At 38.3% G+C, this 26,354-nt stretch carries 19 protein-coding genes; 11 read left to right on the top strand and 8 right to left on the bottom strand.

Translation table 11 applies throughout. From position 1 onward, the window contains the following. Positions 1-209: 209 nt before the first annotated feature. Positions 210-1,283 (top strand): DNA polymerase IV, encoded by a 1,074-nt coding sequence (gene dinB, locus B7C41_RS05755; RefSeq protein ID WP_085297851.1) that lies wholly within the window; start codon positions 210-212, stop codon positions 1,281-1,283. 209 nt (positions 1,284-1,492) lie between these two features. Continuing rightward, positions 1,493-2,341, top strand: a complete 849-nt coding sequence (locus tag B7C41_RS05750) for an MBL fold metallo-hydrolase (protein WP_085297850.1) — start codon at positions 1,493-1,495, stop codon at positions 2,339-2,341. A 777-nt stretch (positions 2,342-3,118) separates the two neighbouring features. Here the strand turns inward: B7C41_RS05750 and B7C41_RS05745 are convergent. After that, the gene (locus tag B7C41_RS05745; RefSeq protein WP_085297849.1) at positions 3,119-4,225 is read right to left on the bottom strand and encodes an arginase family protein; all 1,107 of its coding nucleotides are present in this window, start codon (positions 4,223-4,225) and stop codon (positions 3,119-3,121) included. A 399-nt stretch (positions 4,226-4,624) separates the two neighbouring features. Here B7C41_RS05745 and topA point away from each other — a divergent pair, with 399 nt between their 5' ends. Next, a complete protein-coding gene (gene topA / locus B7C41_RS05740) occupies positions 4,625-7,315 on the top strand; it encodes a type I DNA topoisomerase (protein WP_085297848.1) in 2,691 nt (896 codons plus the stop codon). A 354-nt stretch (positions 7,316-7,669) separates the two neighbouring features. Here the strand turns inward: topA and B7C41_RS05735 are convergent, their stop codons facing one another. Next, the gene (locus tag B7C41_RS05735; RefSeq protein WP_085298642.1) at positions 7,670-8,050 is read right to left on the bottom strand and encodes a ribosome recycling factor family protein; all 381 of its coding nucleotides are present in this window, start codon (positions 8,048-8,050) and stop codon (positions 7,670-7,672) included. Between the two features lie 60 nt (positions 8,051-8,110). Continuing rightward, on the bottom strand, positions 8,111-8,872 hold the full coding sequence (locus B7C41_RS05730; RefSeq protein WP_085298641.1) for a hypothetical protein: 762 nt from the start codon (positions 8,870-8,872) through the stop codon (positions 8,111-8,113). Positions 8,873-9,142: 270 nt separating this feature from the next. On the opposite strand from B7C41_RS05730, the gene cysB reads away from it, so the two are divergent. Beyond that, positions 9,143-10,117 (top strand): HTH-type transcriptional regulator CysB, encoded by a 975-nt coding sequence (gene cysB / locus B7C41_RS05725; RefSeq protein ID WP_085297847.1) that lies wholly within the window; start codon positions 9,143-9,145, stop codon positions 10,115-10,117. Positions 10,118-10,378: 261 nt separating this feature from the next. Here cysB and B7C41_RS05720 read toward each other — a convergent pair whose 3' ends face one another. The 3 genes from B7C41_RS05720 to pabB all read right to left on the bottom strand — a co-directional run bounded on the left by B7C41_RS05720 (position 10,379) and on the right by pabB (position 13,947). Next, positions 10,379-11,755 carry an L-serine ammonia-lyase gene (locus B7C41_RS05720; protein WP_085297846.1) on the bottom strand — a complete coding sequence of 459 codons (1,377 nt, stop codon included), beginning with the start codon at positions 11,753-11,755 and terminating at the stop codon, positions 10,379-10,381. Positions 11,756-11,910: 155 nt separating this feature from the next. Next, positions 11,911-12,480 (bottom strand): CoA pyrophosphatase, encoded by a 570-nt coding sequence (locus B7C41_RS05715; RefSeq protein ID WP_085297845.1) that lies wholly within the window; start codon positions 12,478-12,480, stop codon positions 11,911-11,913. A gap of 63 nt (positions 12,481-12,543) precedes the next feature. Next, entirely contained in the window at positions 12,544-13,947 is a 1,404-nt protein-coding gene (gene pabB, locus B7C41_RS05710) for an aminodeoxychorismate synthase component I (RefSeq protein WP_143764310.1), read from the bottom strand. Positions 13,948-14,109: 162 nt separating this feature from the next. Here pabB and B7C41_RS05705 point away from each other — a divergent pair, with 162 nt between their 5' ends. Continuing rightward, the gene (locus B7C41_RS05705; RefSeq protein WP_085297843.1) at positions 14,110-15,636 is read left to right on the top strand and encodes a fumarate hydratase; all 1,527 of its coding nucleotides are present in this window, start codon (positions 14,110-14,112) and stop codon (positions 15,634-15,636) included. A 163-nt stretch (positions 15,637-15,799) separates the two neighbouring features. Then, positions 15,800-17,827 (top strand): S9 family peptidase, encoded by a 2,028-nt coding sequence (locus B7C41_RS05700; RefSeq protein ID WP_085297842.1) that lies wholly within the window; start codon positions 15,800-15,802, stop codon positions 17,825-17,827. Positions 17,828-17,986: 159 nt separating this feature from the next. On the opposite strand, the gene B7C41_RS05695 is transcribed toward B7C41_RS05700, so the two are convergent. Further along, positions 17,987-19,444 carry a hypothetical protein gene (locus tag B7C41_RS05695; RefSeq protein ID WP_085297841.1) on the bottom strand — a complete coding sequence of 486 codons (1,458 nt, stop codon included), beginning with the start codon at positions 19,442-19,444 and terminating at the stop codon, positions 17,987-17,989. Positions 19,445-19,603: 159 nt separating this feature from the next. Here B7C41_RS05695 and B7C41_RS05690 point away from each other — a divergent pair, with 159 nt between their 5' ends. From B7C41_RS05690 to B7C41_RS05680, 3 genes are all read left to right on the top strand, one after another. Next, on the top strand, positions 19,604-19,828 hold the full coding sequence (locus tag B7C41_RS05690; RefSeq protein ID WP_085297840.1) for a TIGR02922 family protein: 225 nt from the start codon (positions 19,604-19,606) through the stop codon (positions 19,826-19,828). A gap of 118 nt (positions 19,829-19,946) precedes the next feature. Beyond that, positions 19,947-21,389: a DNA recombination protein RmuC gene (locus B7C41_RS05685; RefSeq protein WP_085297839.1), complete on the top strand. Its 1,443-nt coding sequence runs from the start codon at positions 19,947-19,949 to the stop codon at positions 21,387-21,389. Between the two features lie 237 nt (positions 21,390-21,626). Continuing rightward, the gene (locus B7C41_RS05680; RefSeq protein ID WP_085297838.1) at positions 21,627-22,817 is read left to right on the top strand and encodes a GGDEF domain-containing protein; all 1,191 of its coding nucleotides are present in this window, start codon (positions 21,627-21,629) and stop codon (positions 22,815-22,817) included. A 236-nt stretch (positions 22,818-23,053) separates the two neighbouring features. On the opposite strand, the gene B7C41_RS05675 is transcribed toward B7C41_RS05680, so the two are convergent. Then, positions 23,054-24,391, bottom strand: coding sequence for a sodium-dependent transporter (locus B7C41_RS05675; RefSeq protein WP_085297837.1), 1,338 nt, complete (start codon positions 24,389-24,391; stop codon positions 23,054-23,056). Between the two features lie 264 nt (positions 24,392-24,655). On the opposite strand from B7C41_RS05675, the gene B7C41_RS05670 reads away from it, so the two are divergent. Further along, positions 24,656-25,306 carry an MBL fold metallo-hydrolase gene (locus B7C41_RS05670; protein ID WP_211279506.1) on the top strand — a complete coding sequence of 217 codons (651 nt, stop codon included), beginning with the start codon at positions 24,656-24,658 and terminating at the stop codon, positions 25,304-25,306. A 63-nt stretch (positions 25,307-25,369) separates the two neighbouring features. After that, positions 25,370-26,218, top strand: a complete 849-nt coding sequence (locus B7C41_RS05665) for an ion transporter (protein ID WP_085297835.1) — start codon at positions 25,370-25,372, stop codon at positions 26,216-26,218. Positions 26,219-26,354 lie beyond the last annotated feature (136 nt).

Below are 26,354 nucleotides of genomic sequence, written 5' to 3'. Positions count from 1 at the left end.
CCGCGCTAAATTAGCTTATCTTTGCACTAAAAGAAAGTTCTGCTGGTAACTCTTGCTTTATTTGCCTAGAAATTATGTTTATTAAAGTTTTTTCTTCAAAACAGTCAATGATTGATAACTTGTACCTAGCGATAAAATAGGTATACTGTTTTTATATACAGTTTGTGTGTTGTTTTTATTTAAAGGCATTCATTTATAGGTAGCAAATAGTGAGGCAAGCAATTAACAAGGTTAGGAAGATCATTCATGTAGATATGGATTGTTTTTATGCCGCAGTTGAAATGCGAGATAATCCTCAGTTGCGTGATGTACCGATAGCAGTAGGTGGCAATGGTGCGCGTAGTGTTTTGTGTACCTGTAATTATAAAGCACGAGAATTTGGTGTCCGTTCAGCAATGCCAAATAGTCGAGCAAAAGCCTTATGTCCTGACTTAGTCATTATTGATGGCAGAATGTCTGTTTATCAGCAAGTTTCACAGCAAATTCGAGCTATATTTTTACGTTACACTGACATTATTGAACCTTTATCGTTAGATGAAGCTTTCTTGGATGTGACTGATGCTGATTTTTGCTCGGGAAGCGCGACGTTAATTGCCAAACAAATTCGAGCTGATATTTTTCGAGAACTTGGGCTTACTGCATCAGCAGGAATTGCACCGAATAAATTTCTTGCTAAAATTGCTAGTGATGAAAACAAGCCTAATGGTCAATGTGTTATCCCCCCTGATCAAGTTGACAATTTTGTTGCGGAAATGCCTTTAAGAAAAATACCTGGTATTGGTCCTAAAACCGGCGAAAAGCTATTAGCTGCTGGCTTTGAAACTTGTGCAGATATTCGAATAAGCTCTGTGGCTAAATTACATACTATCGTTGGTAAGTTTGCTAATTCACTATATATGCGAAGTTTTGGTATTGATCAAAGGGCACTTGAAACTGAGCGAGTACGAAAATCGTTAGCTATTGAAACTACACTAGCACAAGACATTGATTCAATTGAGCAGTGCCGTCAAATACTTAGCAACTTATTCAGTAAACTTTTACTGCGCTTAGAAAAGCATGCTGATCGTAGTATTGTAAAGCAAACGGTAAAAATTAAGTTTGCTGACTTTCAGCAAACAACTGTTGATGTGCAATCTAACAGCTGTCGCGAAGATGTCTTTATTGAATTACTGCAACGAGCAATGACTCGCGCGGATAGTCGAAAAGTTCGCTTAATTGGGTTGTCACTTGGATTTTCAAATAAAGAACCTAATGAAGCGCAGAGTCAATTGGCACTTTTTTGAACTTACTTAACGTTTGTTGATTAAAAAGTGACTAACTAAACACCTCATATTCTTCTCCCTATTTATCAGTATTAAATTGCCTGTAAATGAAAACTCGATGTTTTAGTTTAACAAAGTAAGTGGAATTTTATTGCATTTGTCCGGGTCTATTATGTTGCGCTAATCTACAATGTAAAAATAATAAAACTAAAAATATTATAAGGGAAGTTATGTTTAAAAAATCATTAATGGCGTTGACCATGATGCTGAGCATTAATGTTAGTGCTCAAACAATGGCCGATGCAGATATTACTGTGCAACAAGCAGCGGGCGATGTATATATGTTAAAAGGCCCTGGCGGTAATATTGGTGTCTTAGCAACAGATAAAGGCTTATTACTTGTTGATGATAAGTTTGCGCCGCTGGCCGAAAAAATTGAAACGGCAATGATGGTGGTTGAGGATAAACCATTAAAATATGTGGTGAATACTCATTATCATGGTGATCACACTGGTAGTAATAAGTTCTTCTCTCATAAAGCGCCAATATTTGCTCATGAAAATGTTCGCACCCGACTGAGTAGTAAGAAAGATCATCATGCGGAAAGCTTGCCTGTTGTTACTTACAAAGAAGGTATTACAATTCATTTAGACAATGAGGAAGTACAATTAACCCACTTACCTTCAGGTCACACTGACGGTGATACTTATGTTTATTTTAAAAAGGCAAATGTGCTACACACCGGAGACTTATTTTTTGAAGTGGGTTTTCCTTACGTTGATTTAAAAAGTGGTGGTAGTGTTAAAGGCTATTTAGCAGCGGTAAACCATATGCTAGAAAATACTCCTGATGACGTTATTATTATTCCTGGTCATGGTAAGTTAACGAATAAAAAAAGTCTCATTGACTTTGCTAAGATGATCAAATTTAGTATTGATAAAGTAAGTCAAGCTTTAGCTGCAGGTAAATCGGAAAGTGAAGTTGTTGCAGCAGGCATTGGTGAAAAATATCAGCATTTATCTTGGGCATTTATTACCGAAGAAAAATGGTTGAAAACTTTAGTTGCTGATTTGAAATAATATTTATTACTAAGGGGCTGTTCTTTGTTTATACCATTCAGTAATGGACCTGTCTTAATACGAGTAAAATAGATTGCGTGAGGCTTTGTTGCTCTAAATAAATAAAAGTTTAGGCTGCTAACGCTAAAAGCAGCCATTGCTTGAATAGCTGATAAAGTCGCTTTATTTTATGTTAAAAACATTTGTTTAAGATGACTAAATTACACCATTTACTTGAGAATGTTTTTACTTAAATGTTGTAACTGCTTTTGTTGGGAGCAATTTGTTTTATATATACCACAATACCATCGTAGAGCTGATGCACTGTATTATCGTTCAAATAGCATAATACTCTGCTTGAGGGGACTAAGAGACTTGATGTGTGCAACTTCTTATTTAGTGCTGAGTCTAAAATGACGTTATAAATTAATCAGTTACACCGTAAGATTAATGCACATAAAGGGAATCTTAGATGTTAAGAGTAATAGCACTTTGCAATGTCTTATATAGCTAAAATATTCAGTAAGTTTTGATGAATACGGAAGAAATTTTATTCAATTAACAGCAAAAAGCTTCTGTCCACGTCAAGTGCTATCACTATTCTTTTATCTTATTTAATTTTTTGTATGCCTTTTTTGTACAATTTTAATTTAGACACTATTCAATTGCATAATAATCACAAAAATAGCCTCAACAAGAAGTGAGACTATTGTCATATGATTATTTCTCGGTCAATTGATTGCTTATCTGAGAACCTTATTGCTTAGAGCTGAATGCAAAAATTGTGATTTACTTCTATTACTTATTCATCTCTTCAATCAAAAATGCAGAAATCTCGGCACCAGCAGCTAATGTTCTATCACGGCTAGCTTCGCCTAAACCAGTACTATCAGTAAAAGGAGCTATTTCCATCATGTCAGCACCAGTAATTGGGCATTGAGCGGCTACAGCACGCAATATTTTCATTGCTTCGCTAGGAGATAGGCCGTCAGGTTCAGGTGTACCTGTTGCTGCTGCATATGTCTCGTCAAGTGCGTCAATGTCAAAACTTACGTAAACTTCATCGATATTATCTGCTTTTAGCTGTGCGATGATTTTTTCAATAATGACATCAACACCTTGCTCCTTAACTTCATGGGCCCAATGCTGTTTGACACCAAAACTTCCTTCCCAGTGTGATTTAGGTTTGCCACTTGAGCGTATGCCCACTTGAATTAAGTCACGGTTATCTACCAAGTCATCTAAAATGTGTGTACACCATGAGCCAAAACATAAATCTATACCTAAACGTTCAACTAATAAATCAGTATGGGCGTCAAAGTGAACAATCGCTGCGCGCTTACCTTGTTTATTTTTCGCTTGTAGATATGCTTTGGTCAGTGGGTAACTTACCGAATGATCGCCGCCAATGCCAAAAATGCCTTTCTTAGGGAATTCAGCATAAAAATCATGCAAGACATCTTCGGTAATGGTTAATGGGCTAACCGGAAATTGACTCTCTGGGTCTTGGTATAGTGCTTTTCGACAGTTTGCAATTGTTGCTTCATTTAAATATTTATCATGCAGCAAGTGGGGAATGACACGCACATCACCTAAATCAAAGACAGTTAAATCAGGGTATTGCTCTAGTAATGTTGAACGAACAAATAACGGCCCCCAGTTTGCGCCTCGTAGAATACCACCACCACAGTCAGAAGCTATACCCAACAATACGGCATTGCCTGATTTTGGTAGTGTTTCAACACTTGCTTGCCACAAAGCATCAATATTATTTGATTGTCCAAAGAGTGCGTTATGCAACTGTTCTTTACGCTCTTTAGCTGTGTTAACGGTAAAAACGCCATTGCCTGGCGGGCATAAACATTGAGTGATTTTATTTTTAAATGCTGACCATGAAGTTGTCATGTATATTTTCTTCCCATGTAAAAGGTATTGAAATTCATTTAAATGAACGCAAACTACCCAGAGTGATCGTAAAAAGTGTAATTACTGGCGAGAAACTAAAGTTATTTAAGCTTTAGCCCTTAAATTCTTATAAAAAGTCGATTATGATGGCGCCGAAAAATTCGTATCATTATAGCGAAAAGTAGTAAAAAGGCACATATATAAAAAATTATTGCTTGTCAGCTTGCTAAATTACAGATATATCTAATAGTAATTTTACTCTCAAACTTAATTTTACGTCTTAGCTTTATTCACTTATGCAATTTTTGTTAGGTATTTTGCTCGCGCAATATCTAACAACATAGTGCAAAACCTTTGACGAGACTGACAATGATCAGCTTAGTAGGAATATAGAATAATATGGCAAAATCTCTGGTAATTGTGGAATCGCCAGCCAAAGCGAAAACAATTAACAAGTACCTTGGTAAAGATTTTATTGTGAAATCTAGTGTGGGTCATGTTCGTGACTTACCACACAGTAGTACAGGTAAAAAAGTAGCGGCTAAATCTCCTGCAGAGGTGCGTAAAATGGCACCTGAAGCAAAAGCTAAATATAAAGCCAAACGAGATAAGCAAGCACTTGTTAATCGTATGGGTATTAATCCTGATAAAGATTGGGAAGCGAATTACCAAATATTACAAGGCAAAGAAAAAGTTGTTGCTGAATTAATTAAACTTGCTGGCAATGCCGACACTGTCTATCTCGCAACCGATTTGGATCGCGAGGGAGAGGCGATTGCTTGGCATTTAAAAGAAATTATCGGTGGCGATGAAGATAAATATAAGCGCGTTGTTTTTAACGAAATAACCGAGAATGCCATCCAACAAGCATTCTCTACTCCTGGTGAATTAAGTATGCCAGGCGTAAATGCTCAACAAGCGCGACGTTTTCTAGACCGCGTTGTTGGCTTTATGGTGAGCCCATTACTTTGGAAAAAAGTTGCCCGTGGTTTATCTGCTGGTCGAGTTCAGTCAGTTGCAGTTAAATTAGTGGTTGAAAAAGAACGTGAAATTAAAGCCTTTGACCCGAAAGAGTTTTGGGAAATTAGCGCTGATACCAAAACAGCGTCAGGTTTGGACTTTCCGTTAGATGTAACTCATGAAAATGGTAAAGCGTTTAAGCCAACCAATGAAGCCGACACTAATAAAGCTTTAGCAACATTAAATAGTTCGCCATTTACTGTTAATAAAAGAGATGATAAACCGTCTAAAAGTACACCTTCAGCACCGTTTATCACTTCTACGCTGCAACAAGCAGCAAGTACTAAATTAGGCTTTGGTGTTAAACGTACTATGGGCTTAGCTCAACGTTTATATGAAGCGGGTCATATTACGTATATGCGTACCGATTCAACCAACTTAGGTAAAGATGCAGTTGAAATGTGTCGTAGCTATATTAGTGATAATTTTGGTGATAATTACTTGCCAGAAAAAGCTAAGGTTTATAGCAGCAAAGCCGGTGCGCAAGAGGCTCATGAAGCTATTCGCCCTTCAAATGTGAAAATTGAATCTGCCTTTATGGAAGGTATTGAAGCTGATGCGAAAAAACTCTACGACCTTATCTGGCGTCAGTTTGTTGCTTGTCAAATGACAGCTGCACGCTACACGGTAAGTACTATTACCGTTGGCGCATCTGGTTTTGATTTAAAAGCTAAAGGTCGTGTTATGCAATTTGATGGTTGGACACGTGTTCATCCTCAATTGTCAAAAGGTGATGATAAACATTTACCTGATTTATCAGTTGGTGAAGTACTTTCACTTGAGCAATTAAACCCAACCCAACACTTTACTAAGCCGCCAGCACGTTTTGGTGAAGCATCATTAGTTAAAGAGTTAGAAAAACGCTCAATTGGCCGTCCTTCGACTTATGCGTCAATTATTTCTACTATTCAAGACCGTGGTTACGTACGTTTAGAAACAAAACGTTTTTATGCTGAAAAAATGGGCGAAATCGTTACCGACAGCTTATCTGAAAGTTTCAAAAACTTAATGAGCTACGATTTTACTGCCAACATGGAACAAGAGCTTGACGAAGTAGCTGATGGTAAAGCTGATTGGAAAGACGTACTTAACGGTTTCTATAAAAACTTTACCAAGCAATTAGGTAAAGCCGACATGCCAACTGAAGAAGGTGGCATGCGCAATAACGAACCAGTATTAACAGATATTGATTGCCCAACCTGTGGGCGTAAAATGGGCATTCGTACAGCACAAACTGGTGTCTTTTTAGGTTGTTCTGGCTATGCTTTACCACCGAAAGAACGTTGCACTACTACGATGAACTTAACGGCAGGTGAAGAAGCGGTAAGTGTATTAGCAGAAGACCAAGAAACAGAAGCATTACGTGCAATGCATCGCTGTTCTAAATGTAGCACAGCAATGGACAGCTATTTAATTGATGAAACACGTAAATTGCATGTTTGTGGTAATAATCCTGTTTGTGACGGTATTGAAGTTGAAAAGGGCGAGTTTAAAATTAAAGGTTATGACGGTCCTATTTTAGAGTGCGACCGTTGTGAATCAGAAATGGAGCTTAAATCAGGCCGTTTCGGCAAGTACTTTGATTGTACTAATGATGAATGTAAAAATACCCGTAAATTATTAGCAAATGGTGAAGCCGCGCCACCGAAAGAAGATCCTGTACAGTTACCTGAATTACCTTGTGAGAAGTCTGAAGCTCACTTTGTATTAAGAGATGGTGCCGCAGGTATTTTCTTAGCAGCAAATACGTTCCCTCGCTCACGCGAAACACGTGCGCCTAAAGTGGCGGAGCTACAACGCTTCCGTGATAGAATTTCAAGCAAGTTTTATTACTTAGCAGATGCACCTGTTAAAGATCCTGACGGTAATTTAGCGGTTGTTCGCTACAGTCGTAAAACGAAAGAACAGTATGTAATGACTGAAATTGACAACGGTGAAGCGAAAGCGAAAGCAACAGGTTGGAATGCTAAGTATATTGATGGTAAATGGGTTGAAGAGCTAGCAAAGAAAAAAGCTACACCTAAAGCCAAACCAAAAGCTAAGCCTAAGGCTAAAGCTAAAGCCGAGTAGTTGGTTTTATTGTGAAAAAAAGCGCTCCTTGAGCGCTTTTTTTATGTTCAGACCTTTCTCAGACATCCTGTCTTTCAAGGCATTAGTGCGTCTCGCTAGTTGCTCCATGCATTACCCTAATTACTCACATCCATGTAAAAACATACACGTCGATGTGCGGTCAACTTTTTTGTTCCAGAAAAAAGCTAAGCCCTAAATTCATGCAGGGTCTAACGGCGAGCATATGGTTGTTCTTGATAATCCTTAGTTTTACGGTAAATACGTTCTATATGTAAGATTGAAAGAGTGCCACTTCTTAAGAGAAATGATGCAGAGATGAAAATGAGCGTAGCTGTTTATTCTTAGTTTAAATAACTATTCACCAAACTCTATATTATCAATGACTCTTCTTGCTTCCGCTATCGTGCAGTCAGTGCGTTGCATTAGCTCTGTGACGGTAATTTCAGGCTTTTTTTGAGCGATAGTAACTAGCATATCAAAACTTAGGTTTTTGCGCTGTTTAGATAAGTGAGTAGCAACCCATAACCAACTTGACTCTTCGCTTATTTCTATCGCACTGATCGTTCGTTCCAGTTGTTCGAATGTAGCTTGTAGTCGCCAATTACGTGATCGACCAATGCGATTGAGATCACAACCTTGTTGACGAATGAGTGTCTTAATGGAAGAGGTTTTCAGTACACGACGTAGGAATGAGGGGAGGATAATTTGATGGGTGTTGTTGCTTGGTTTTTTCATTTTTTGAGCTTTTAAAATAAAAGCCAGCAATAATGCTGGCTTACTTTTGGCGAGATTAAGCTACCATTTTTTCTTCGGTTGAAATAATAAGTCTAAATCATCTTCTTCATCTTTAGCTTTTTTCGCCGCATCTTTAGCATTAGCATTTTTCAGTGATGAGGTTATTTCTGCTAAGGTGTCTTGAATTTCATCGCGCTTTGCTTTGCAATATTCAGTTTGTACAGGGCTTTCTGAAATGGTTTGTAAAGCTTTTTCAAAATACTGACGAGCCGAGCCGAGCATTTCTTTTTGATGAGCCATATTGCCACGTTTTTGTAAGCTTTCAACACCAATTTTCAACTGAATCGCGGCAAGTTTAAGGTCTTCTTGTGTGAAGGTTTGCGCGTCTAGATTGCCTTTGGCTTGCTCTGACTTTATTGTCACTCTTAATTTCTTAATACACTGCAAAATGGCGACTAAATTCTGTTCGTTGTCCGGTAAAGTAAAGTTTTGTTCGCCTGTTGAAGAGCCACTACCTTTATTTGCGCTAAGTCTAGCTTCCATTTCTTGCACACGTTTAACTAGCTGTTTATTCTCTGGCATGATTTTAGCCATGCTTTTCGCGGCACTTAAGCTACGGTTGTTCAGTATTTCAACTAAGGCGGGACTGTTAGGTAAATTGGCTAAGCTTAAGAGTAATTCTTCAGTTTCATCTATTATAGCTTTTTGCTTAGCGGCTTTGGTACGTTTTTCTTGTTCTAATTTTTCTTTATGTTGTTGTATTGCACTGACTACCACGACAATGATAATTAAAGCGATAATTAAAGCGATGATAATGAACATGTTTAATTCTCTATTTGAAAAATATAAATTGCTAATATACCAGTCTACAAAAATTGTTAAGTGAAGCAAAGGATAAAGCTTTTCTTTTCTGATATTTTTGTTAATTAATGAGTTATATAACAATGTTTCCGATTTTTAGGTAATTATTGGTAAAGAAAATAGGACTATCTAACCATTTGAAGATTAATTGCACAAAATATAAAAAATAATATGGAATAAATTTTCATTTAAGTATATATTTTTGGAATAAGAAAATTCCGAATCACAATTATGAAACTGCAACAACTCCGTTATATCGTCGAAGTATTAAATAACAATTTAAATGTTTCCGCCACCGCAGAAAGTTTATTCACCTCACAGCCAGGTATTAGCAAACAAGTGAGAATGCTTGAGGATGAATTAGGTATCCAAATTTTTGGTCGAAGTGGTAAGCATTTAACGCACGTAACCTCAGCGGGTAATGAAGTGATTAATATCGCTACTGAAATACTTTCTAAAGTTGAAGCGATTAAAGCCGTTGCAAGTGAGCATACCAAGCCAGACGAAGGCAAGTTGCGTATTGCTACTACACATACCCAAGCGCGCTATGCTTTGCCTGAGGTTATTCAGGGGTTTATGAAAAAATATTCAAAAGTATCTTTACATATGTATCAAGGCACGCCTGCACAAATTAGTGATGCATCAAGTAAAGGTGAAGCTGACTTTGCTATTGCCACCGAATCTATGCATTTATATAACGATTTAGTCATGTTGCCTTGTTATCATTGGAATCGCAGTATTATTGTTAAGCCTGATCACCCTTTAGCGACAAAAACTAATATTACCATTGAGGATATCGCTAAATATTCTTTAGTGACCTATGTTTTTGGTTTTACGGGTCGCTCTGAGTTAGACACCGCTTTTGATAAAATAGGTGTTGAACCTAAAATAGCTTTTACAGCCACTGACGCTGATGTTATTAAAACCTATGTAAGATTAGGTGTGGGGGTTGGTGTTATTGCCAGTATGGCAATGGAGCCAGAAACAGATGATGACTTAGTCACTATTGATGCTAGCCATTTATTCTCACCTAGTACGACAAAAATTGGTTTTAGACGAGGTACTTTCTTACGTGGTTATATGTTCGATTTTATCGAACGTTTTGCACCACATTTAAATCGAGATTTAGTCACTCGAGCTGTTTTATTGAAAAATAATGCTGAAATTGATGAAATGTTTGCAAATATTAAATTACCAGTACGTTAGTGATATACCAAAATTATTTGAAAATGTAGTTTCAGAGTTAAGCTAGAAAATCAGAGTAAGACTTGATATGCAGGGGGGATTATTCAATTACCGAGTGCTGTAATGATGAACTACTTTAACAAGTTCAAATGAGCAGTAATTTAATCAAATTGGAATAAATCCCACACGTCAAACCGCTTAGATATAAATTGATCTAGAATTGAAAAAGCCGTATTAATTTAATACGGCTTTTTTGTATCGACAAAATAGTGCTTTAAATGCTTAACATTCAATAATATTAACGGCTAAACCACCACGTGAGGTTTCTTTATATTTAGTCTTCATATCATTACCTGTTTCCCACATGGTTTTAATCACCTTATCGAGTGAAACTTTTTGATTGCCAGTACCACGTAAAGCTAAGCGAGAGGCGTTAATTGCTTTTACTGAGCCCATAGCATTACGTTCAATACATGGTACTTGTACTAAGCCACCTACTGGGTCACAAGTTAAGCCTAAATTATGTTCCATACCTATTTCTGCTGCGTTTTCCACTTGAACTGGCGAGCCACCCATAATTTCGGTTAATGCGCCTGCAGCCATAGAACAAGCAACTCCAACTTCTGCTTGGCAACCGCCCTCTGCACCAGAAATTGTCGCGTTGGTTTTATATAAAATACCAATGGCAGCGGCCGTTAATAAATAACGAATACATTCATCATCGCTAACGGGTTTAATAAACTTATCGTAGTAACATAAAACAGCGGGAAGAATGCCTGCAGCTCCATTGGTTGGCGCGGTAACTACTCGGCTACCAGCTGCATTTTCTTCATTAACAGCTAAAGCAAATAAATTAACCCAATCCATAGCAGCAAGCGGGTCGACATTTTGTTCAACAGTTAACGCACGGTGTAATGCGGGCGCACGACGCGTCACTTTTAAACCACCAGGTAAAATGCCTTCGGTAATCATGCCACGATCGATACTCGCTTTCATTGCACGCCAAATATCGAGTAAACCCTTACGAATGTTTGCTACATCTTGCAGACACTTTTCGTTATCCATCATGATAGTGCTAATACTTAGGCCTTTCTCATTGGCAATTTGTAGTAGCTGATCAGCAGTAGTAAATCGGTGTGGGCGATCGATGTTGGCATGAGTTGATAAAGCTTTGTCTTTTTCTTTTTCGAAATCACAATCTTTAACGATAAAACCACCGCCAATTGAATAGTAGGTTTCCTCGAATATAACCTTGTCACCACTATAAGCAAATATTGTCATCGCATTAGAATGAGCAGGCAATGTCTTACGACGATGATAGACAATGGCATCAGATTTAGGGAAGTCTATTAAGTGCTGCATGTTTAAACTTATTTTTTCACTCGCAACAACTTCAGCTAAGGTTGATTCAATTGAATCAACCGGAATAGTTTCAGGACTTTGACCTGTAAGCCCTAAAATGACCGCTTTACCAGTACCATGGCCAATACCTGTTTGTCCAAGCGAGCCAAATAACTCACATTTTACTCTATCTGTTTTCGCTAATTTATCTTCAGCGATAAGATTTTCAACAAATAACTTTGCTGCTTTCATTGGACCAACGGTATGTGAACTGGAAGGACCAATTCCTATCGAAAACATATCAAATACACTAATCATAAATAAACCCGAATAAACATTGTTAAATGTAGTTAAAAGTAAAATTTTGTTCGGAGATTGTAGCTTAAAGCTATCAGCATTAAAAACAAAATATTATATCAAGTGGCTTGGGTATAGATATAATAATTATAGCGAGTAATTTATGATGCTCTGGTTTAATTTAATAATATGCTAAGGTCATGCAATATAGCTGCGGTTGCGCCCCAAATATTGTAATTTTGATAAGGCATAAAGTGAATGTTATGGCTTTCACCTCGATGAAAAGTTGCTACTTGGATATGATGCTCACGCATTAAAAAATGCGATAATGGCACATGGAAAACTTCTGCTACCTCATTATCATCAAATCGATAGCTTTGATTTTTTTGTGCAAAGGCTACTATTGGCGTTATTTCATAGCCCGATATGGTTTGATAGGATTTTAGTTGTCCAAGTATTTGTATATCTTCAGATTTAAGTCCTATTTCTTCTTCGGTCTCTCTTAATGCCGTGGCGATTGGGCTTTGATCGCTAGGCTCTGTTTTTCCGCCGGGGAAGCTTATTTGTCCTGGGTGGTGCCGTAGATGGCTTGCACGCTTTGTCAATAATACTTCGAGTTGGCCATGATTACTGACAATGGGAATAAGCACCGCTGCACTTTTAAGTTTATGTGGATAACGAAACTTATGTACCGAATCAGGCAGTGCTTGCATTTGAAAGCGTTGGACAAACTCATCTTTAGTCATACATCACCTTCAAATTATAGAGATTACCAATAAAAATTCAGTAATCGCCATTTCACTAAACTATTACGAATTTAAAGCACTTAAGATTGGTAGGATTTTATTTACTTTATCGTATGTTTCTTGGTATTCACTGTCAATATTTGAATCGGCCACTAAACCGCCGCCAGCCCAGCAGTAGATTTGCTGCTCATTGCATATTAGGGTGCGTATGGTAATACTAGTATCCATTTTTCCACAAGCAGAAAGGTAACCAATAGATCCACAATAAACACTACGTTGGTTCGGCTCTAATTCTTCAATAATATCCATAGCTCTTATTTTTGGCGCACCAGTGATTGAACCGCCTGGAAAAGCGGCACGCAACAAATCGGTTCCATCAAATTCAGGTAAAATCTCACCTTCAACCGTACTGACTAAATGATGTACTGCAGGAAAACTTTCAATAGCAAAGAGTGATGGAACTTTTACACTGCCAGCTTTACAAACTCGACTAATATCATTACGTAATAGGTCAACTATCATCAAATTCTCGGCTTTGTCTTTGCTTGCGTGTTGCAAGTCTTCAGCATTTGCTTGGTCAATAACTGGATCATCACTTCTTGGACGGGTGCCTTTAATCGGTTTACTTTGAATTTTATTATTAGTAAGTTGTAAAAAACGTTCAGGTGAAATACTTAAAATTGCACTGTCAGCAAAGCGTAAGAAAGCAGAGAAGGGCGCTTTGTTTTCTTGACGCAATGCGCAATAAGCTTGGAATTCACTTCCTATGTATTGCGCGGTAAAACGTTGTGCCAAATTAATTTGATAGCAGTCGCCAGAAAGTAGGTAATTTTGAACTTTATTAAATTTTTCGCGGTATTGCGCTGGTTCCATGTTCGACAACCATGGCGTAGTGAGTTGAAAATTGGCAGGGTTTTCAGTTGATTTTTTTAGTGCCTGAGCAAAAAAAAGGGTTATTTCGGCACGTTTTTTATCATCACATAATAGCCAAAATGATTGTGTATGTTTGTCATAAATAATTGCCTGCTGATATATCCCCACGGCCATCTCTGGAGTATCAATATCTTTGCTAGTTTGCTGTTGAATAACTTCAAAGCGTTTACCTAAGTCGTAAGAAAAATAACCGACAGTGCCGCCTTTAAATGGCAGGGCGCATTGTTCTATGTCTATCATTGAAAATAATGCTTGCTGCTCTTTTTTAGCAAGTAATAAAGGGTCGTCTTGGCTGGTGTAATTACTGCCATTAAGTAAGTTAGAAACTGCTGTGTTATCGCCATTTGTCGTTAATGTAATGCTTGGCTGCCAAACTATAATGTCGTAACGACTGTCAACATGTTCACTATCGCAGGAATCTAGCCACATCGCCCAAGGTTGATCAGCGATAAGTGAAAAAAGACTTTGGCTAGTAAATGAAGTGTTTAGCTGCAATAACTGTGCAGACAGTCGTATTGTTGAATTCGTTGGCAAAATATTCTCACGCTGTTTAGTCAACTGATATTAAATCAGCGCCTATGTATCAAGGTATTCGACCATTTGATACTGGTAGGCATGTAATAAGAAAGGTATGATATCGGCAAATTTGTAACTTTCAACTTATCTCTCGCCCAATTGATAAAAAAAGAGACCGTTATGGCTATTATTAAACAACAAGATTTAATCGAAAGTGTTGCCGATGCACTGCAATACATTTCTTATTATCACCCACTTGATTTTATTCAAGCGCTTGAAAAGGCGTACCACAAAGAAGAAAGCCACGCTGCGAAAGATGCGATTGCACAAATTCTCATTAACTCACGTATGTCGGCACATGGTAAACGTCCTATCTGTCAAGATACTGGTATTGTTACCTGTTTCGTAAAAGTAGGTATGGCTGTTCAGTGGGATAACACTGATATGACCGTACAACAAATGGTTGATGAAGGTACTCGTCGTGCCTATTTAAACCCTGATAACCCGTTACGTGCGTCAATTGTTGCTGACCCAGCGGGTAAACGCATTAATACTAAAGACAATACGCCATCGGTTGTTCATATTGATATGGTACCGGGCGATCACATTGAAGTGATGATTGCTGCGAAAGGCGGTGGTAGTGAAAACAAATCTAAAATGGCTATGCTAAACCCGAGTGATTCAATTGCTGATTGGGTAGTGAAAACATTACCAACAATGGGGGCAGGCTGGTGTCCACCAGGCATGCTAGGTATAGGTATTGGTGGTACGGCTGAAAAAGCAGGTGTATTGGCAAAAGAAAGCTTAATGGACCCAGTAAACATTCAAGAGCTTATTGACCGTGGCCCTGAAAATGCTGAAGAAGAATTACGTTTAGAAATTTATGACCGTGTTAACAAGCTAGGCATTGGGGCTCAAGGTTTAGGCGGTTTAACAACGGTTGTTGATATCAAAATTAACTCTGTGCCAACACATGCGGCTTCAAAACCGGTTGTGATGATCCCAAATTGTGCGGCAACTCGCCATGTTCATTTCCACCTTGACGGCTCAGGTCCAGCTGATTTAACCCCGCCGAAATTAGAAGACTGGCCTGAAATTACTTGGGAAGTCGGTGAAAATGTTCGTCGTGTTAATGTTGATGAACTTTCAAAAGCAGATATCAGTGATTGGAAAACCGGTGAAACAGTATTACTTAGCGGTACTATTTTAACCGGCCGTGATGCTGCACATAAACGTATTCAAGACATGTTAGCGGCTGGGCAAGAACTACCGGTTGATTTCACCGATAAATTTATTTACTACGTCGGCCCTGTTGATGCCATTGGTGATGAAGCCGTAGGGCCTGCAGGTCCGACAACAGCAACACGTATGGATAAATTTACTGAGATGATGTTGGCTGAAACCGGCTTGTTAGGCACTATCGGTAAAGCTGAACGCGGCGCAGCAACGGTTGAATGTATTAAAAATCATAAGTCAGTATATTTAATGGCTGTTGGTGGTGCCGCCTACCTAGTTTCTAAAGCGATCAAGAAAGCAAAAGTTGTTGCCTTTGAAGATATGGGTATGGAAGCCATTTATGAATTTGAAGTGGAAGATATGCCCGTAACCGTAGCGGTTGACAGCTCAGGTGAGTCAGCACATGTTACTGGCCCTACAATTTGGCAAGCCAAAATTGAAGAGCTCGACAGTAAGCTGAAAGGCGAATAGCTTTTAATGATTAAAACGCCCGTTACGGGCGTTTTTTATGTTCAGGATGAACGGTATGTCACGATCACATGGATGTGAAAGAGTGACGATATACAGAATATAGGAACTGTCATGCTGTTAGGGTGGCAAGAAGTGATGAATAAATAACCTAAAGTAGGATGTTATGAATAAAAGTACTATTAGCATGGCCGCACTTACTGCTTTGACGTTTGCCAGTGCAACAACGAATTCAGAAGCAAGCGTGTTGGATATCAATGCATTAACCGAGTTTAATCAGATTCATGATTTTGTCGTTTCGCCGCAAGGCGACAGCTTTATTTATCGTTTAAAGAAAGGTATTCGTACGAGCGATAACCATCTTTATTTACAGAGTGTTAACTCAAAGCAAGCGCAGCAATTAACGAGCAATAAAAGTGGTGAAAGCAATGTTGTCTATGCACAAGATGGCAAAAGTATTTATTTTCTTTCTGCGCGCAGTGGCAGTTCACAAATATGGCAATTACCATTAACTGGCGGTGAAGCTCAGCAAGTGTCAGCGCTGCCACTTGATATTAATGGCTTTCAAATGTCTGTTGACGGTAAACGCTTTGCCGTTGAGTTAACGGTTATGCCAGGCTGTGAAACACTGCAATGTACGCTTGATGCCAAAGCGACTGACGCCAAGAAAAAGCATAATATTAGAGTGTATGACCAATTAATGGTTCGCCATTGGGATACATGGAATACTGCTTATAAGTCCCATTTATTTGTTGCAGACAAGGCTGAATCAGGTGCGTTTACGCAGGCCACTGATTTAATGCCAACTTGGCAAGGTGATATCGCTGGCGCAGGTGAAGTAAGTTTTCATCCTAATGGAAAAACCTTAAGTTTTTCGGCAAAGTTACCAAGTAAAGAGCAAGCGTGGAACACCAATTTCGATATTTTTGAAGTGGACTTAAGCACTAAAGAATTGACTAATATTACGCTTGAAAATACTGCATGGGACGCAAAACCTGTTTATTCACCTAATGGTCGTTACTTGGCTTATAAAGCGATGTCAGTACCGGGCTATGAGTCAGACAAATTTACAGTGATGATCCGCGATGGCAAAACGGGTAAAACCCGTGCAGTGGCAAAGCAGTGGGATCGCTCGGTTAGTGAGTTAGTGTTTGCGAGTGATAATCGAACTTTGTACGTAACGGCTAATGATATTGGTCAAAAAAGTATTTTTGAAATAAACCCAGAGTTTGGCGATGTACGCCGTGTTCATAGTGATGGTACGGCCGGTAAAATAGCCGTAACAGCAGATAAAGTATTCTTTACTCGCCATGCCCTTGATGCGCCGACAGATATTTTTTCCATTGACCGAGATGGTTACCAACTTAAGCAATTGACGAAAGTTAATGCTGATAAATTGGCCAACACAACATTAGCCGAGTTTGAACAATTTAGCTTTAAAGGTTGGAATGAAGAAGATGTATACGGCTACTGGTTAAAGCCTGCAAATTATCAAGTGGGTAACAAATATCCAATTGCATTTTTAGTACACGGCGGGCCACAAGGTAGCTTTGGTAATATGTTTCATTACCGCTGGAATGCTCAATTATGGGCAGCCCAAGGTTATGCTGTTGTGATGATAGACTTTCATGGCTCTATTGGTTACGGACAACAATTTACCGATGCAATAGCACGTGACTGGGGTGGCAAGCCGCTAGAAGATTTACAAAAAGGTCTTGCTGATATAACTAAAAAGCAACCTTGGATGGATGCAAGTAATGCTTGTGCGCTTGGTGCTTCATATGGCGGCTATATGATGAACTGGATCCAAGGTAATTGGAATGATGGTTTTAGCTGTATTGTTAATCATGCAGGCTTATATGATATGCCAAGCTTTTATGGTTCAACGGAAGAGCTTTGGTTTCCTGAGCACGATATGGGCGGCCCAGTTTGGGAAGGTAGTGAAGACTACAATAAATTCAACCCTGCAGCGTTAGTTAAGAACTGGAAAACACCGATGTTAGTAATTCAAGGTGAGCTAGACTACCGTGTGCCTTACGCACAAAGCTTAGGAGCGTTCACGGCTTTACAGCGCCAGAATATTCCAAGTCGCTTAGTGATGTTTCCAGACGAAGATCATCATATTCGCAATCCTGACAACTTAAAGGTTTGGTATCAAGAAGTGTTTAATTGGATGGAAAAGTATACTAATTAGACATAGCTTAGCCAGCTAGAGCATTATGCAAGCAAATAAAAACGGTAATTCAAGTGATTGAATTACCGTTTTTATTTTCGAAAAGTAAACCTACTCTGTGTTCATCTATTACCGAGTAGTCGTAATGTTCACAGTGTATTCGAAAAACTTACTGGAAGATTAGCCAGAACAGGACTGCCAATTGACACCATCGTTACTACATTCTTGGGTGTAGGTATAATCAGCTTTATAAGTTTTACGTACCCAAGAGCCATCACTATACTTATCAGTTTGTACTCGGGTTGCTTTAGTATCATCGGTAATGCGTTTATGCCAACTGGTAACATCGATAACCACTTCCTCATCAAACCGGTAAGGTAGTTGCTCCAAATGCGCGATTAATTCAGCGCTATCAAGGTTATTAGCTTTGTCGGCTAATGACTGCCAATGACTCAAAGTATCAAATTCTGCTAAGGCATGAGTAACAGTGAAGTAGGCGCCATAATGAATGCTAGCTTCTCGGTAACTGACAGAATAGTATTTGACATCTCCCTTACCAAAAGCTTTATTATCGCACGCTTCGAAACTAGTCGAGGTTGTATATGGACTGTTGTTTGATAATTGATAGTCAGTGCCGTTTTCAGTAAACGTTGCGGTTTCAGTATTTAGACAAAGATACTCTTTACCACCATCACTGGTATAGATATCTTTTTGCAGGCTTAATGTGCCGCCATTCCAAGCTAAATCACTTTCTTCACGGTCATAGATAATTAAATCAGTAGAGGCAAGATCATCGTTAAGTCTTACCGTTTTTGATTTAAAACTATTAGGCATAAAAATTACACTATTACGATACCAAGCATTAAGAGAGTCATTGACTCTGTCATAAAACTCTTTTTGGTATATCGTCACTCTTATTTCAGTGGCGTTAGAGTATTGGGTTTCAAGCGCCACTTTATGGCTATAGGCTGCTTTTAATCCAGTGACAATTCCTTGTGCTGCTTGGTATGAAACAGCATCATCCGTAGCAATAAAATCAGCATATATAGCCTCTGCAGAAATATTATAATGGCTAACTAAGTTTCTGATCACAGCATCTATTTCTGTGGCTAGCTCAGTTCGCAAACTATAATTTTTCTTAAGTGTTTCGCAGCTTTGTACTGGTTGCTTACTTGCTGTTATCTTATTTTCTAGTTGTTGCCAAAGTACCGTGGTTAGTGGTGATATATGTAATAAATCGGCATCACTAATTGGGGCTAATGAAGGTGGTTTTGACATTTGGTAAGCTTCGGTAACTTCCCCTAAATCCTCGTCGATAGCGCCAACAGGTACATCGACATATAATGTTGCGTATGCCAAACATTCGCGTTCTTGGCTATTGAGCTCTAAAGTATAACTGCCTGCATCACCAGAAACCGCAGAAGGCTCACTACTGTTATGTTCTTTATCGCCATTGATATCGAGCCATACTTTAGCACCAGAAACATAACCATCAATCACTTTACCGCTAACTATGTGTGTTGTAATAGGCGAGGGGGCTTGGGGAGCAGCATTTTTATTCGAAGAACCGCCTCCACATGCCGTCATCAACAATACTGTTGGTATAATTAGGCAGGGAAAGTTTTTGCTTTTTTGCATTACTTATCCTTAAGTAGATGGTAACAAATAATTAACCCAGAATTTACATTTGCTTTTGGCTGGTGTCAACTCAAGTACCTGAATAATTAATTATTTTTAGTAATACGCTAATTAGGTCTACACTAAATAAGAATACTCAATAATTTACTGAAAGTAAGTATGGAAGAAAATAAGCCTGTTGAAAGTGACAAAACTCAAGAATGCCTTGTTACTATTTTATATTATACTGATGCGTCTCTTGAGCTGATAGATGTTGTGCTGTCGTTGCAGCAAAATCAAAATGGACGAATGATCATTCCTGATAGCTTTAAGGCGGGTAAGTCTATTGTTGCAGTGTGTGAAGGTGAGGTGAGAATTTTAAATAAAATCGGCGATAGGGTTTAACCTTTGCAATTATATGTAGCGCGCTGAATAGAAGTTAAAATATTTTCCTTAAACTATTAACCTTATCGCGTTATTATGCTCTAATAACTGTTAATATTTACAGTGTTTTGGCGTTTTAATGAATTCAATTTCTCTCCTAACTTGGTTAACTTTAGAAAAGACGCCAATGCTCGTTGCCGCATCCCTAGCCGTAATGTTTTTTCTGCTGGTTATCACGTTTTTTCTTTACCGAAAGCTAACCGTGAGTCAGGAAAATATAATTGCACAGCAAACGCTTTTGCAACAATTATTAGAAAAAGTGAACCTTAGCTATGAAGTGAGTGCTAATAATCAACAACAATTACAGCAACAACTCAACCTTAATCATCAGAGCCTAGCTAACCAGCAAAGTGAATTGAAAACATATTTTGAACAACAAATTTCTGACTTCAAGCTAAAGTTGTTGCGCCAGCATGGTGAGCAAGGAGAGAAGCAAGCGCAGCTATTGCATCATAATAGCGAACAACTTAAAGCAACGTTGCATGAACATCATGTAAGCTTTAACAATAACCAGATCAAATCGCTTGAGCAGATCGTTAATCAGCTAACGAGTGTGACAAAGCTAGGCCGTGAAGAAATGGCTAAGTCACTACATTTAGCCAGCGAGCAGATGACATTACGCATTAATGAACTGACAACCTCAACTGATAATCGCTTAAAAGATATTAGTGACCAAGTCGAAAAACGTTTAGCCGACGGCTTTGAAAAAACCACTAAAACTTTTAATGATATCTTGCAACGTTTAGCGTTAATTGACGATGCGCAGAAGAAAATTACTGAGCTTTCCACTAATGTGGTTAGTTTACAGGAAGTACTTTCTGATAAACGCTCACGTGGTGCATTTGGCGAAGTGCAGCTAAATGCCTTAATTAGAAACGTGTTACCAGAGCAGCATTTTGCTATTCAACACACACTTTCTAACGGGAAAATTGCTGACTGTATTTTGTTCTTACCTGAGCCTACCGGTAATGTTGTTGTTGACTCTAAGTTTCCGCTAGAAAACTATAAAAAAATGGCTGACAATACCTTAGGCGAACTCGATCGTAAAGCAGCAGAGCGTCAATTTAAGGTAGATATTAAAAAGCATATTAATGATATTAGTGATAAGTACCTGATTGAGAAAGAAACTGCTGATGGCGCAATTATGTTTATTCCCGCTGAAGCTATTTTTGCTGAAATACATGCCCATCAAGGCGATTTGGTAGAATATGCCAATAAGAAACGCGTTTGGTTAGCATCACCGACTACCTTAATGGCAATTTTAACCACTGCACGCTCCGTGTTAAAAGATGAAGCTACTCGTAAACAAATCCATGTAATTCAAGCCCATTTATCACATCTTTCAGCTGATTTTTCACGCTTTAAGGGCCGCTTTGCGAATCTTGCAAAACATATTGATCAAGCAGCAAGTGATGTGAAACAAATTCATACATCTGCAGATAAGATCAGCAACCGCTTTGAAAAAATAGAACAAGTTGAATTACAACAGGAAGATCAGCCTGTTGCACTAGCTGCTGAATAACCAAAGATTTAATCGCTGATAAATGATTGAAACAGGCTTAAGTAAAGTGTAATTAGCTTGGTCGTATGCTGGCTGATGATAATTCTGTTTTAAACCGCAACTTTCTTTGATGTGAGGCATTGTTGATTTAAGTGAATTACATTATTCTCAGCAACATCTACCTCATTGGTATTATCGATATTTCGGTTGTTTCAATTGGTACTAGACGTACTTTTCCTCTACTTTTGGAGTTTATGCTTGTTTCAGTATTTTAGCAGTTTAAAAAATAGCATCGTGAGTTTACTAGGCTTCTTTATATCTTTGCTATTGATTAATGAGTTTCAAAGTTTTTGGCTTGTAAAGATTAACCTAATAGAGCAAGTTATTTATGGTCTGCTTGCTGTTACTGTAGTGTTATCAAGTTATTTCAATCGCAGCCGTTTAGCCCTAAGTGCAGCATTATTTTTACTATTTTATTTGAATCTATCCAACGTATTACCGTGGAGTAAATGGCTATCTGCCCAAAATGATTGGTTGACTTTATCTTTGGCAAGTATGTTGCCGATACTAAGTTTGGTGAAAGATAGGGGGCTCGTGTCTATCCACGGTCTATATCGCATAGTGTTACTCGTGATGGTTGGGCTTGGCTGTTATTACTGGCTTAGCATTCAAACTGATGTTTCAGCAAAGTTGACAAACTTTCCTCTACTTGTTGGTTATCTAAAATATGTCAGTTTAGATCTGCCATTACTTCTTTGTGGGCTATTGTTGATTTGGCAAACACTGCGCGAAAAAAGCTTAGTAACCACGGCACTATTTAGCAGTTATGTTATTTGGTTGGGAGATTACTACCAGTTAATATTGTTGCCGTGGAGTGTTTTGCTGACCTTGATAACGTTGCATTATCTTGTCGTTGTTCTTGTTGATTCATACCTGTTTGCTTATCGAGATGAACTCACTACTTTGCCATCGCGCAGAGCGCTGAACCAATTAGCTTTAGCGTTGGGCCGAAAATATACCTTGGCTATGCTCGATATTGATCACTTTAAAAAATTTAATGACACCTATGGTCATGATATTGGCGACCAAGTGCTAAAGTTGGTCGCGAGTAAATTAGCGCAAGTAAAAGGTGGCGGGAAAGTTTTCCGCTACGGCGGTGAAGAGTTTACCATTGTTTTCTCAGGTAAAACGCCTGAGCAGGCGTTACCTTTACTTGAAGCGGTTAGGCAAGCAGTACAAGACTATAAAGTGGTCATTCGTCAGCCTCAACGTAAAACTAAAAAAGCAAGATCGGGCAAAAGTGGTAGTGATATTAAAACCGTTAGTGTCACTATTTCTATTGGTGTTGCGGCCAGAGTAGATAAGCTCAATTTTGAACAAACTTTAAAGTCGGCTGATCAAGCCTTGTATCGAGCAAAAAAATCAGGGCGTAATAAAGTATCTCAGTAATACCAATTGAAATAAATAATCGGTCATTCTAAAGTGGCCTAATTATTCAATATCTGCGTTGCTTTCAATCCCAATAGCTCGCTATTACTCAATCAAGCGCCTTGCTCTTGAATATTTATTCTCACTTATAATTGATCACTTACTTAATTCAATTGGTATAATTTGTATTTGTTTAGAAACGAAAAAGCCAATGATAAATATCATTGACTTTTTGCTGCTTAAAAAATGAGTGTTTTTTAGTTTAAGATGGCGACATTAACAAAAACAACGGTTAACAATAATGGGCAAACAAAGCGTAAGTAATTGCCCCATATTGGTAACCACTTTCTGCCTTCTTGTAGTGAAACATCACGTAATTTGTTGCCGCGCTTCCATAACCAACCAACCACTATAAAGTAAAATAAACAACTTAGTGGCTGCAAAATAGTAGTCAGTAGACGAATAACCAGGCCAAATAAGCTGTCGAAGAAAGAAATTAAGATCATACTAGCGGTTAATACAATGATAGAGACTAACCAAGTGGCTTTTGAACGGCTAACACCTTTACCTTCCATCAAATAAGACACTGGAACCTCAGTTGATGAAATAGTCGATGTAAGAGCTGCAATTGATAGCAATGAGAAAAAGCTAATCGCAACGATCATGCCTATATTGCCCATAGAATTGAATAACTCAGGCAAGATATTAAAAATCAGTTGGCCTTCACCAATGAGTTTATCGCCTTGAAATACTTGCTGTCCGGCTTCTTGAGCGACATATAGTGCAGGAATAATTAGTAAACCTGCCATAAAGGCAATAAAAGTATCAAGAGCCGTTATTGAAAGTGCTAATTTACCAATATCACGATCTTTTTTCATGTAAGAGCCATAAACCATCATGCCACCAACACCAATTGATAAGGAAAAAAATGCCTGTCCCATAGCTGAAATGATCAATTTAGGATTAGTAACTTGAGAGAAGTCAGGGACTAAATATACTGCCAAACCCTTTTCTGCTCCTGGTTGTTGCAATATATAAGCGATTAGGCAAATAAGCATGATTAACAGTACAGGCATTAAACGGGCCGACCACTTTTCAATACCTGCATTAACACCTTGGTGAATAATACCGGCACCTAATAAAATAAATATTGGGGTAAATAGTAGGTTTCTTTGCGTGCTTGATGTTGCTAACCATTGTGAAATATCGTGATGGCCAAGTAGCTCAAATAATGGTGATAGGGCGTGGGCAAGCATCCAACCGGCTACTATGGTGTAGAAACTCAACATCATAATGGCGCCACTTAACCCAATGAGTCCCGCATATTTACCCAGCTTAGGTGCGGTGTCACGACAGGCATCCTCTAAAGCGGAAACCGGGTTTTTTTGTGCTTGGTTACCAATATAAACTTCAGCATATAGTGCAGGAAGTGCTAGTAAAACGGTTACAACGAGGTAAACGAATAAAAATGCACCGCCACCGTTATTGGCAGCTTGCGTTGGAAAACCCCAAATATTACCTAAACCAATGGCTGAACCTGCTGCGGCAAGAACAAAACCTATTCTCGAGTGAAATGAATCTCTAATAGTGCTCATAAATGATAATTATTATTGTTGTGAATACTTTTGTTCGAGCTTACCTATATAACACCCGTTAGCAAAGTTTTTTTAACGATTTGTTACCTTTAAACTTATGTTTTTGTAAAGCAGGCTAATTATCTTTCATTTAATACTGCTAAACTACCGCTTGAATTAATGCTCTAATGCCTTATATCCCTAATAATGTGAAATACAGAAATGAAATCAATGATTTTAATGCTGTGTATTCTTAAATAGTTAATGAGACCTAACGTCGCCATGTTGCAATATCAAATAATTCCTGTGACACCTTTTCAGCAAAACTGTACTTTGTTTTGGTGTCAGAAAACCAAAGAAGCTGTGGTTATTGATCCCGGTGGAGATATCGAATTAATTCAAGCTGCCATTAAACAATGTGATGTTACGTTAGTGAAAGTGCTATTAACTCATGCGCATATTGACCACGCTGGTGCAACGCAAAGTGTTGCTGATTTTTATAATGTACCTATTGAAGGGCCACATCAAGAAGATCAATTTTGGATTGACTTAATTCCACAGCAGAAATCTCATTTTGGTTTCGAACATGCTGATTCATTTAGCACTGATCGTTGGCTAAACCAAGGCGATAAAGTGTCATTCGGCGCTATTGAACTTGATGTTTATTTTTGCCCAGGGCATACACCGGGACATGTGGCGTTTTATCACGCTGACTCAAAGTTGGCACAAGTTGGTGATGTACTTTTTAAAGGCTCTATTGGTCGTACTGATTTCCCTCGTGGCGACCATAAAACGCTAGTTAATTCTATTCGTAATAATCTATTTCCATTAGGTGACGATGTGCAATTTATTCCGGGACATGGTCCTATGAGTACCTTTGGCGCAGAGCGCAGTAGTAACCCTCATGTCAGTGATAGCGCTTTAGGGATAAAATAAATGAGCATTTTACTTACTAATTGCAATAACACGTATTACCATTTTAATAAGAGATAATCAAACATGTCCTCATTTGTTGACCAAGTACAACGTCGATTAAAGCAAGTTGATTCCAGTCCGGTTTTTCAATGGTCAGTTATTACGGTTATCGTAATGTCTGCATTGTTAATTGGTGCTAAAACCCATGACTTACCTGAACAAGTGGTTAGTCTTCTTAGTTTCTTAGACAGTGCAATCACCGTTTTTTTTGTTATTGAACTCACCATACGCTTTATTGCTTATCCAAATAAGAAAACTTTCTTTAAAAGTGGCTGGAATGTTTTTGATACCATAATCGTTATCGGTAGCCTCATACCTGCTGGCGGCTCTGGTATATTATTAGCACGTCTGCTTCGTGTGTTTAGAGTCTTACGTTTAGTTTCTATGATTCCAGAGCTGAGACTATTGATTAATGCCCTGATTAAAGCGATACCACGGATGGGCTATATTGCTCTGCTGATGTTTGTTATTTTTTATATTTATGCCGCTATTGGTAGCATATTATTTCATCAAATAAATGAAGTTTTATGGGGAGACGTTTCCATCTCTATGTTGACATTATTTCGTGTTGCCACCTTTGAAGACTGGACTGATGTAATGTATGAAACGATGGCTGTACACCCGATGAGCTGGGTGTACTATTTAACGTTTATATTCCTAACCGCATTTATATTCTTGAATATGATGGTTGGTACTATTTTGGAAGTGATGGGACAAGAGCATGAAAATTTTCGTGCTGAAGCTCATGGTGAAAGTGCAGAAGGCGGAGAGCCAGCAAGCCGTGCACAAATTGAAAAGCTTGAGCAAGAACTGCGCGAAATTAAAGCTTTATTGGTTGGAGAAAAATCCGTTAAAAGTACGATTAAGAAGTAACTTGAGTTTTAAATTAGCACTACAAAAGCAATATTTTGCCATTTAAACTTTACTGTACTTAATTTGCCTATTCCTTGTTAAGGGCTAATCAATGATTAGCTCTTTTGGGTTTTTTACACTCAGCTTCAATAGTTTA

The organism is Cognaticolwellia mytili (genome assembly GCF_002104475.1).
GTDB lineage: Bacteria > Pseudomonadota > Gammaproteobacteria > Enterobacterales > Alteromonadaceae > Cognaticolwellia > Cognaticolwellia mytili.
The sequence above is the reverse complement of the archived record's forward strand: the minus strand, read 5'-3'. Positions and strand labels throughout refer to the sequence as shown.

Bases quoted from the DNA above. Each gene is read 5' to 3' on its own strand.
- B7C41_RS05665 (WP_085297835.1), top strand. From the start codon at position 25,370: ATGTCCTCATTTGTTGACCAAGTACAACGTCGATTAAAGCAAGTTGAT.
- B7C41_RS05715 (WP_085297845.1), bottom strand. From the start codon at position 12,480: ATGACTAAAGATGAGTTTGTCCAACGCTTTCAAATGCAAGCACTGCCT.
- B7C41_RS05745 (WP_085297849.1), bottom strand. From the start codon at position 4,225: ATGACAACTTCATGGTCAGCATTTAAAAATAAAATCACTCAATGTTTA.
- B7C41_RS05750 (WP_085297850.1), top strand. From the start codon at position 1,493: ATGTTTAAAAAATCATTAATGGCGTTGACCATGATGCTGAGCATTAAT.
- B7C41_RS05720 (WP_085297846.1), bottom strand. From the start codon at position 11,755: ATGATTAGTGTATTTGATATGTTTTCGATAGGAATTGGTCCTTCCAGT.
- B7C41_RS05705 (WP_085297843.1), top strand. From the start codon at position 14,110: ATGGCTATTATTAAACAACAAGATTTAATCGAAAGTGTTGCCGATGCA.
- B7C41_RS05695 (WP_085297841.1), bottom strand. From the start codon at position 19,444: ATGCAAAAAAGCAAAAACTTTCCCTGCCTAATTATACCAACAGTATTG.
- topA (WP_085297848.1), top strand. From the start codon at position 4,625: ATGGCAAAATCTCTGGTAATTGTGGAATCGCCAGCCAAAGCGAAAACA.
- B7C41_RS05685 (WP_085297839.1), top strand. From the start codon at position 19,947: ATGAATTCAATTTCTCTCCTAACTTGGTTAACTTTAGAAAAGACGCCA.
- cysB (WP_085297847.1), top strand. From the start codon at position 9,143: ATGAAACTGCAACAACTCCGTTATATCGTCGAAGTATTAAATAACAAT.
- B7C41_RS05730 (WP_085298641.1), bottom strand. From the start codon at position 8,872: ATGTTCATTATCATCGCTTTAATTATCGCTTTAATTATCATTGTCGTG.
- B7C41_RS05690 (WP_085297840.1), top strand. From the start codon at position 19,604: ATGGAAGAAAATAAGCCTGTTGAAAGTGACAAAACTCAAGAATGCCTT.
- B7C41_RS05675 (WP_085297837.1), bottom strand. From the start codon at position 24,391: ATGAGCACTATTAGAGATTCATTTCACTCGAGAATAGGTTTTGTTCTT.
- B7C41_RS05700 (WP_085297842.1), top strand. From the start codon at position 15,800: ATGAATAAAAGTACTATTAGCATGGCCGCACTTACTGCTTTGACGTTT.
- B7C41_RS05735 (WP_085298642.1), bottom strand. From the start codon at position 8,050: ATGAAAAAACCAAGCAACAACACCCATCAAATTATCCTCCCCTCATTC.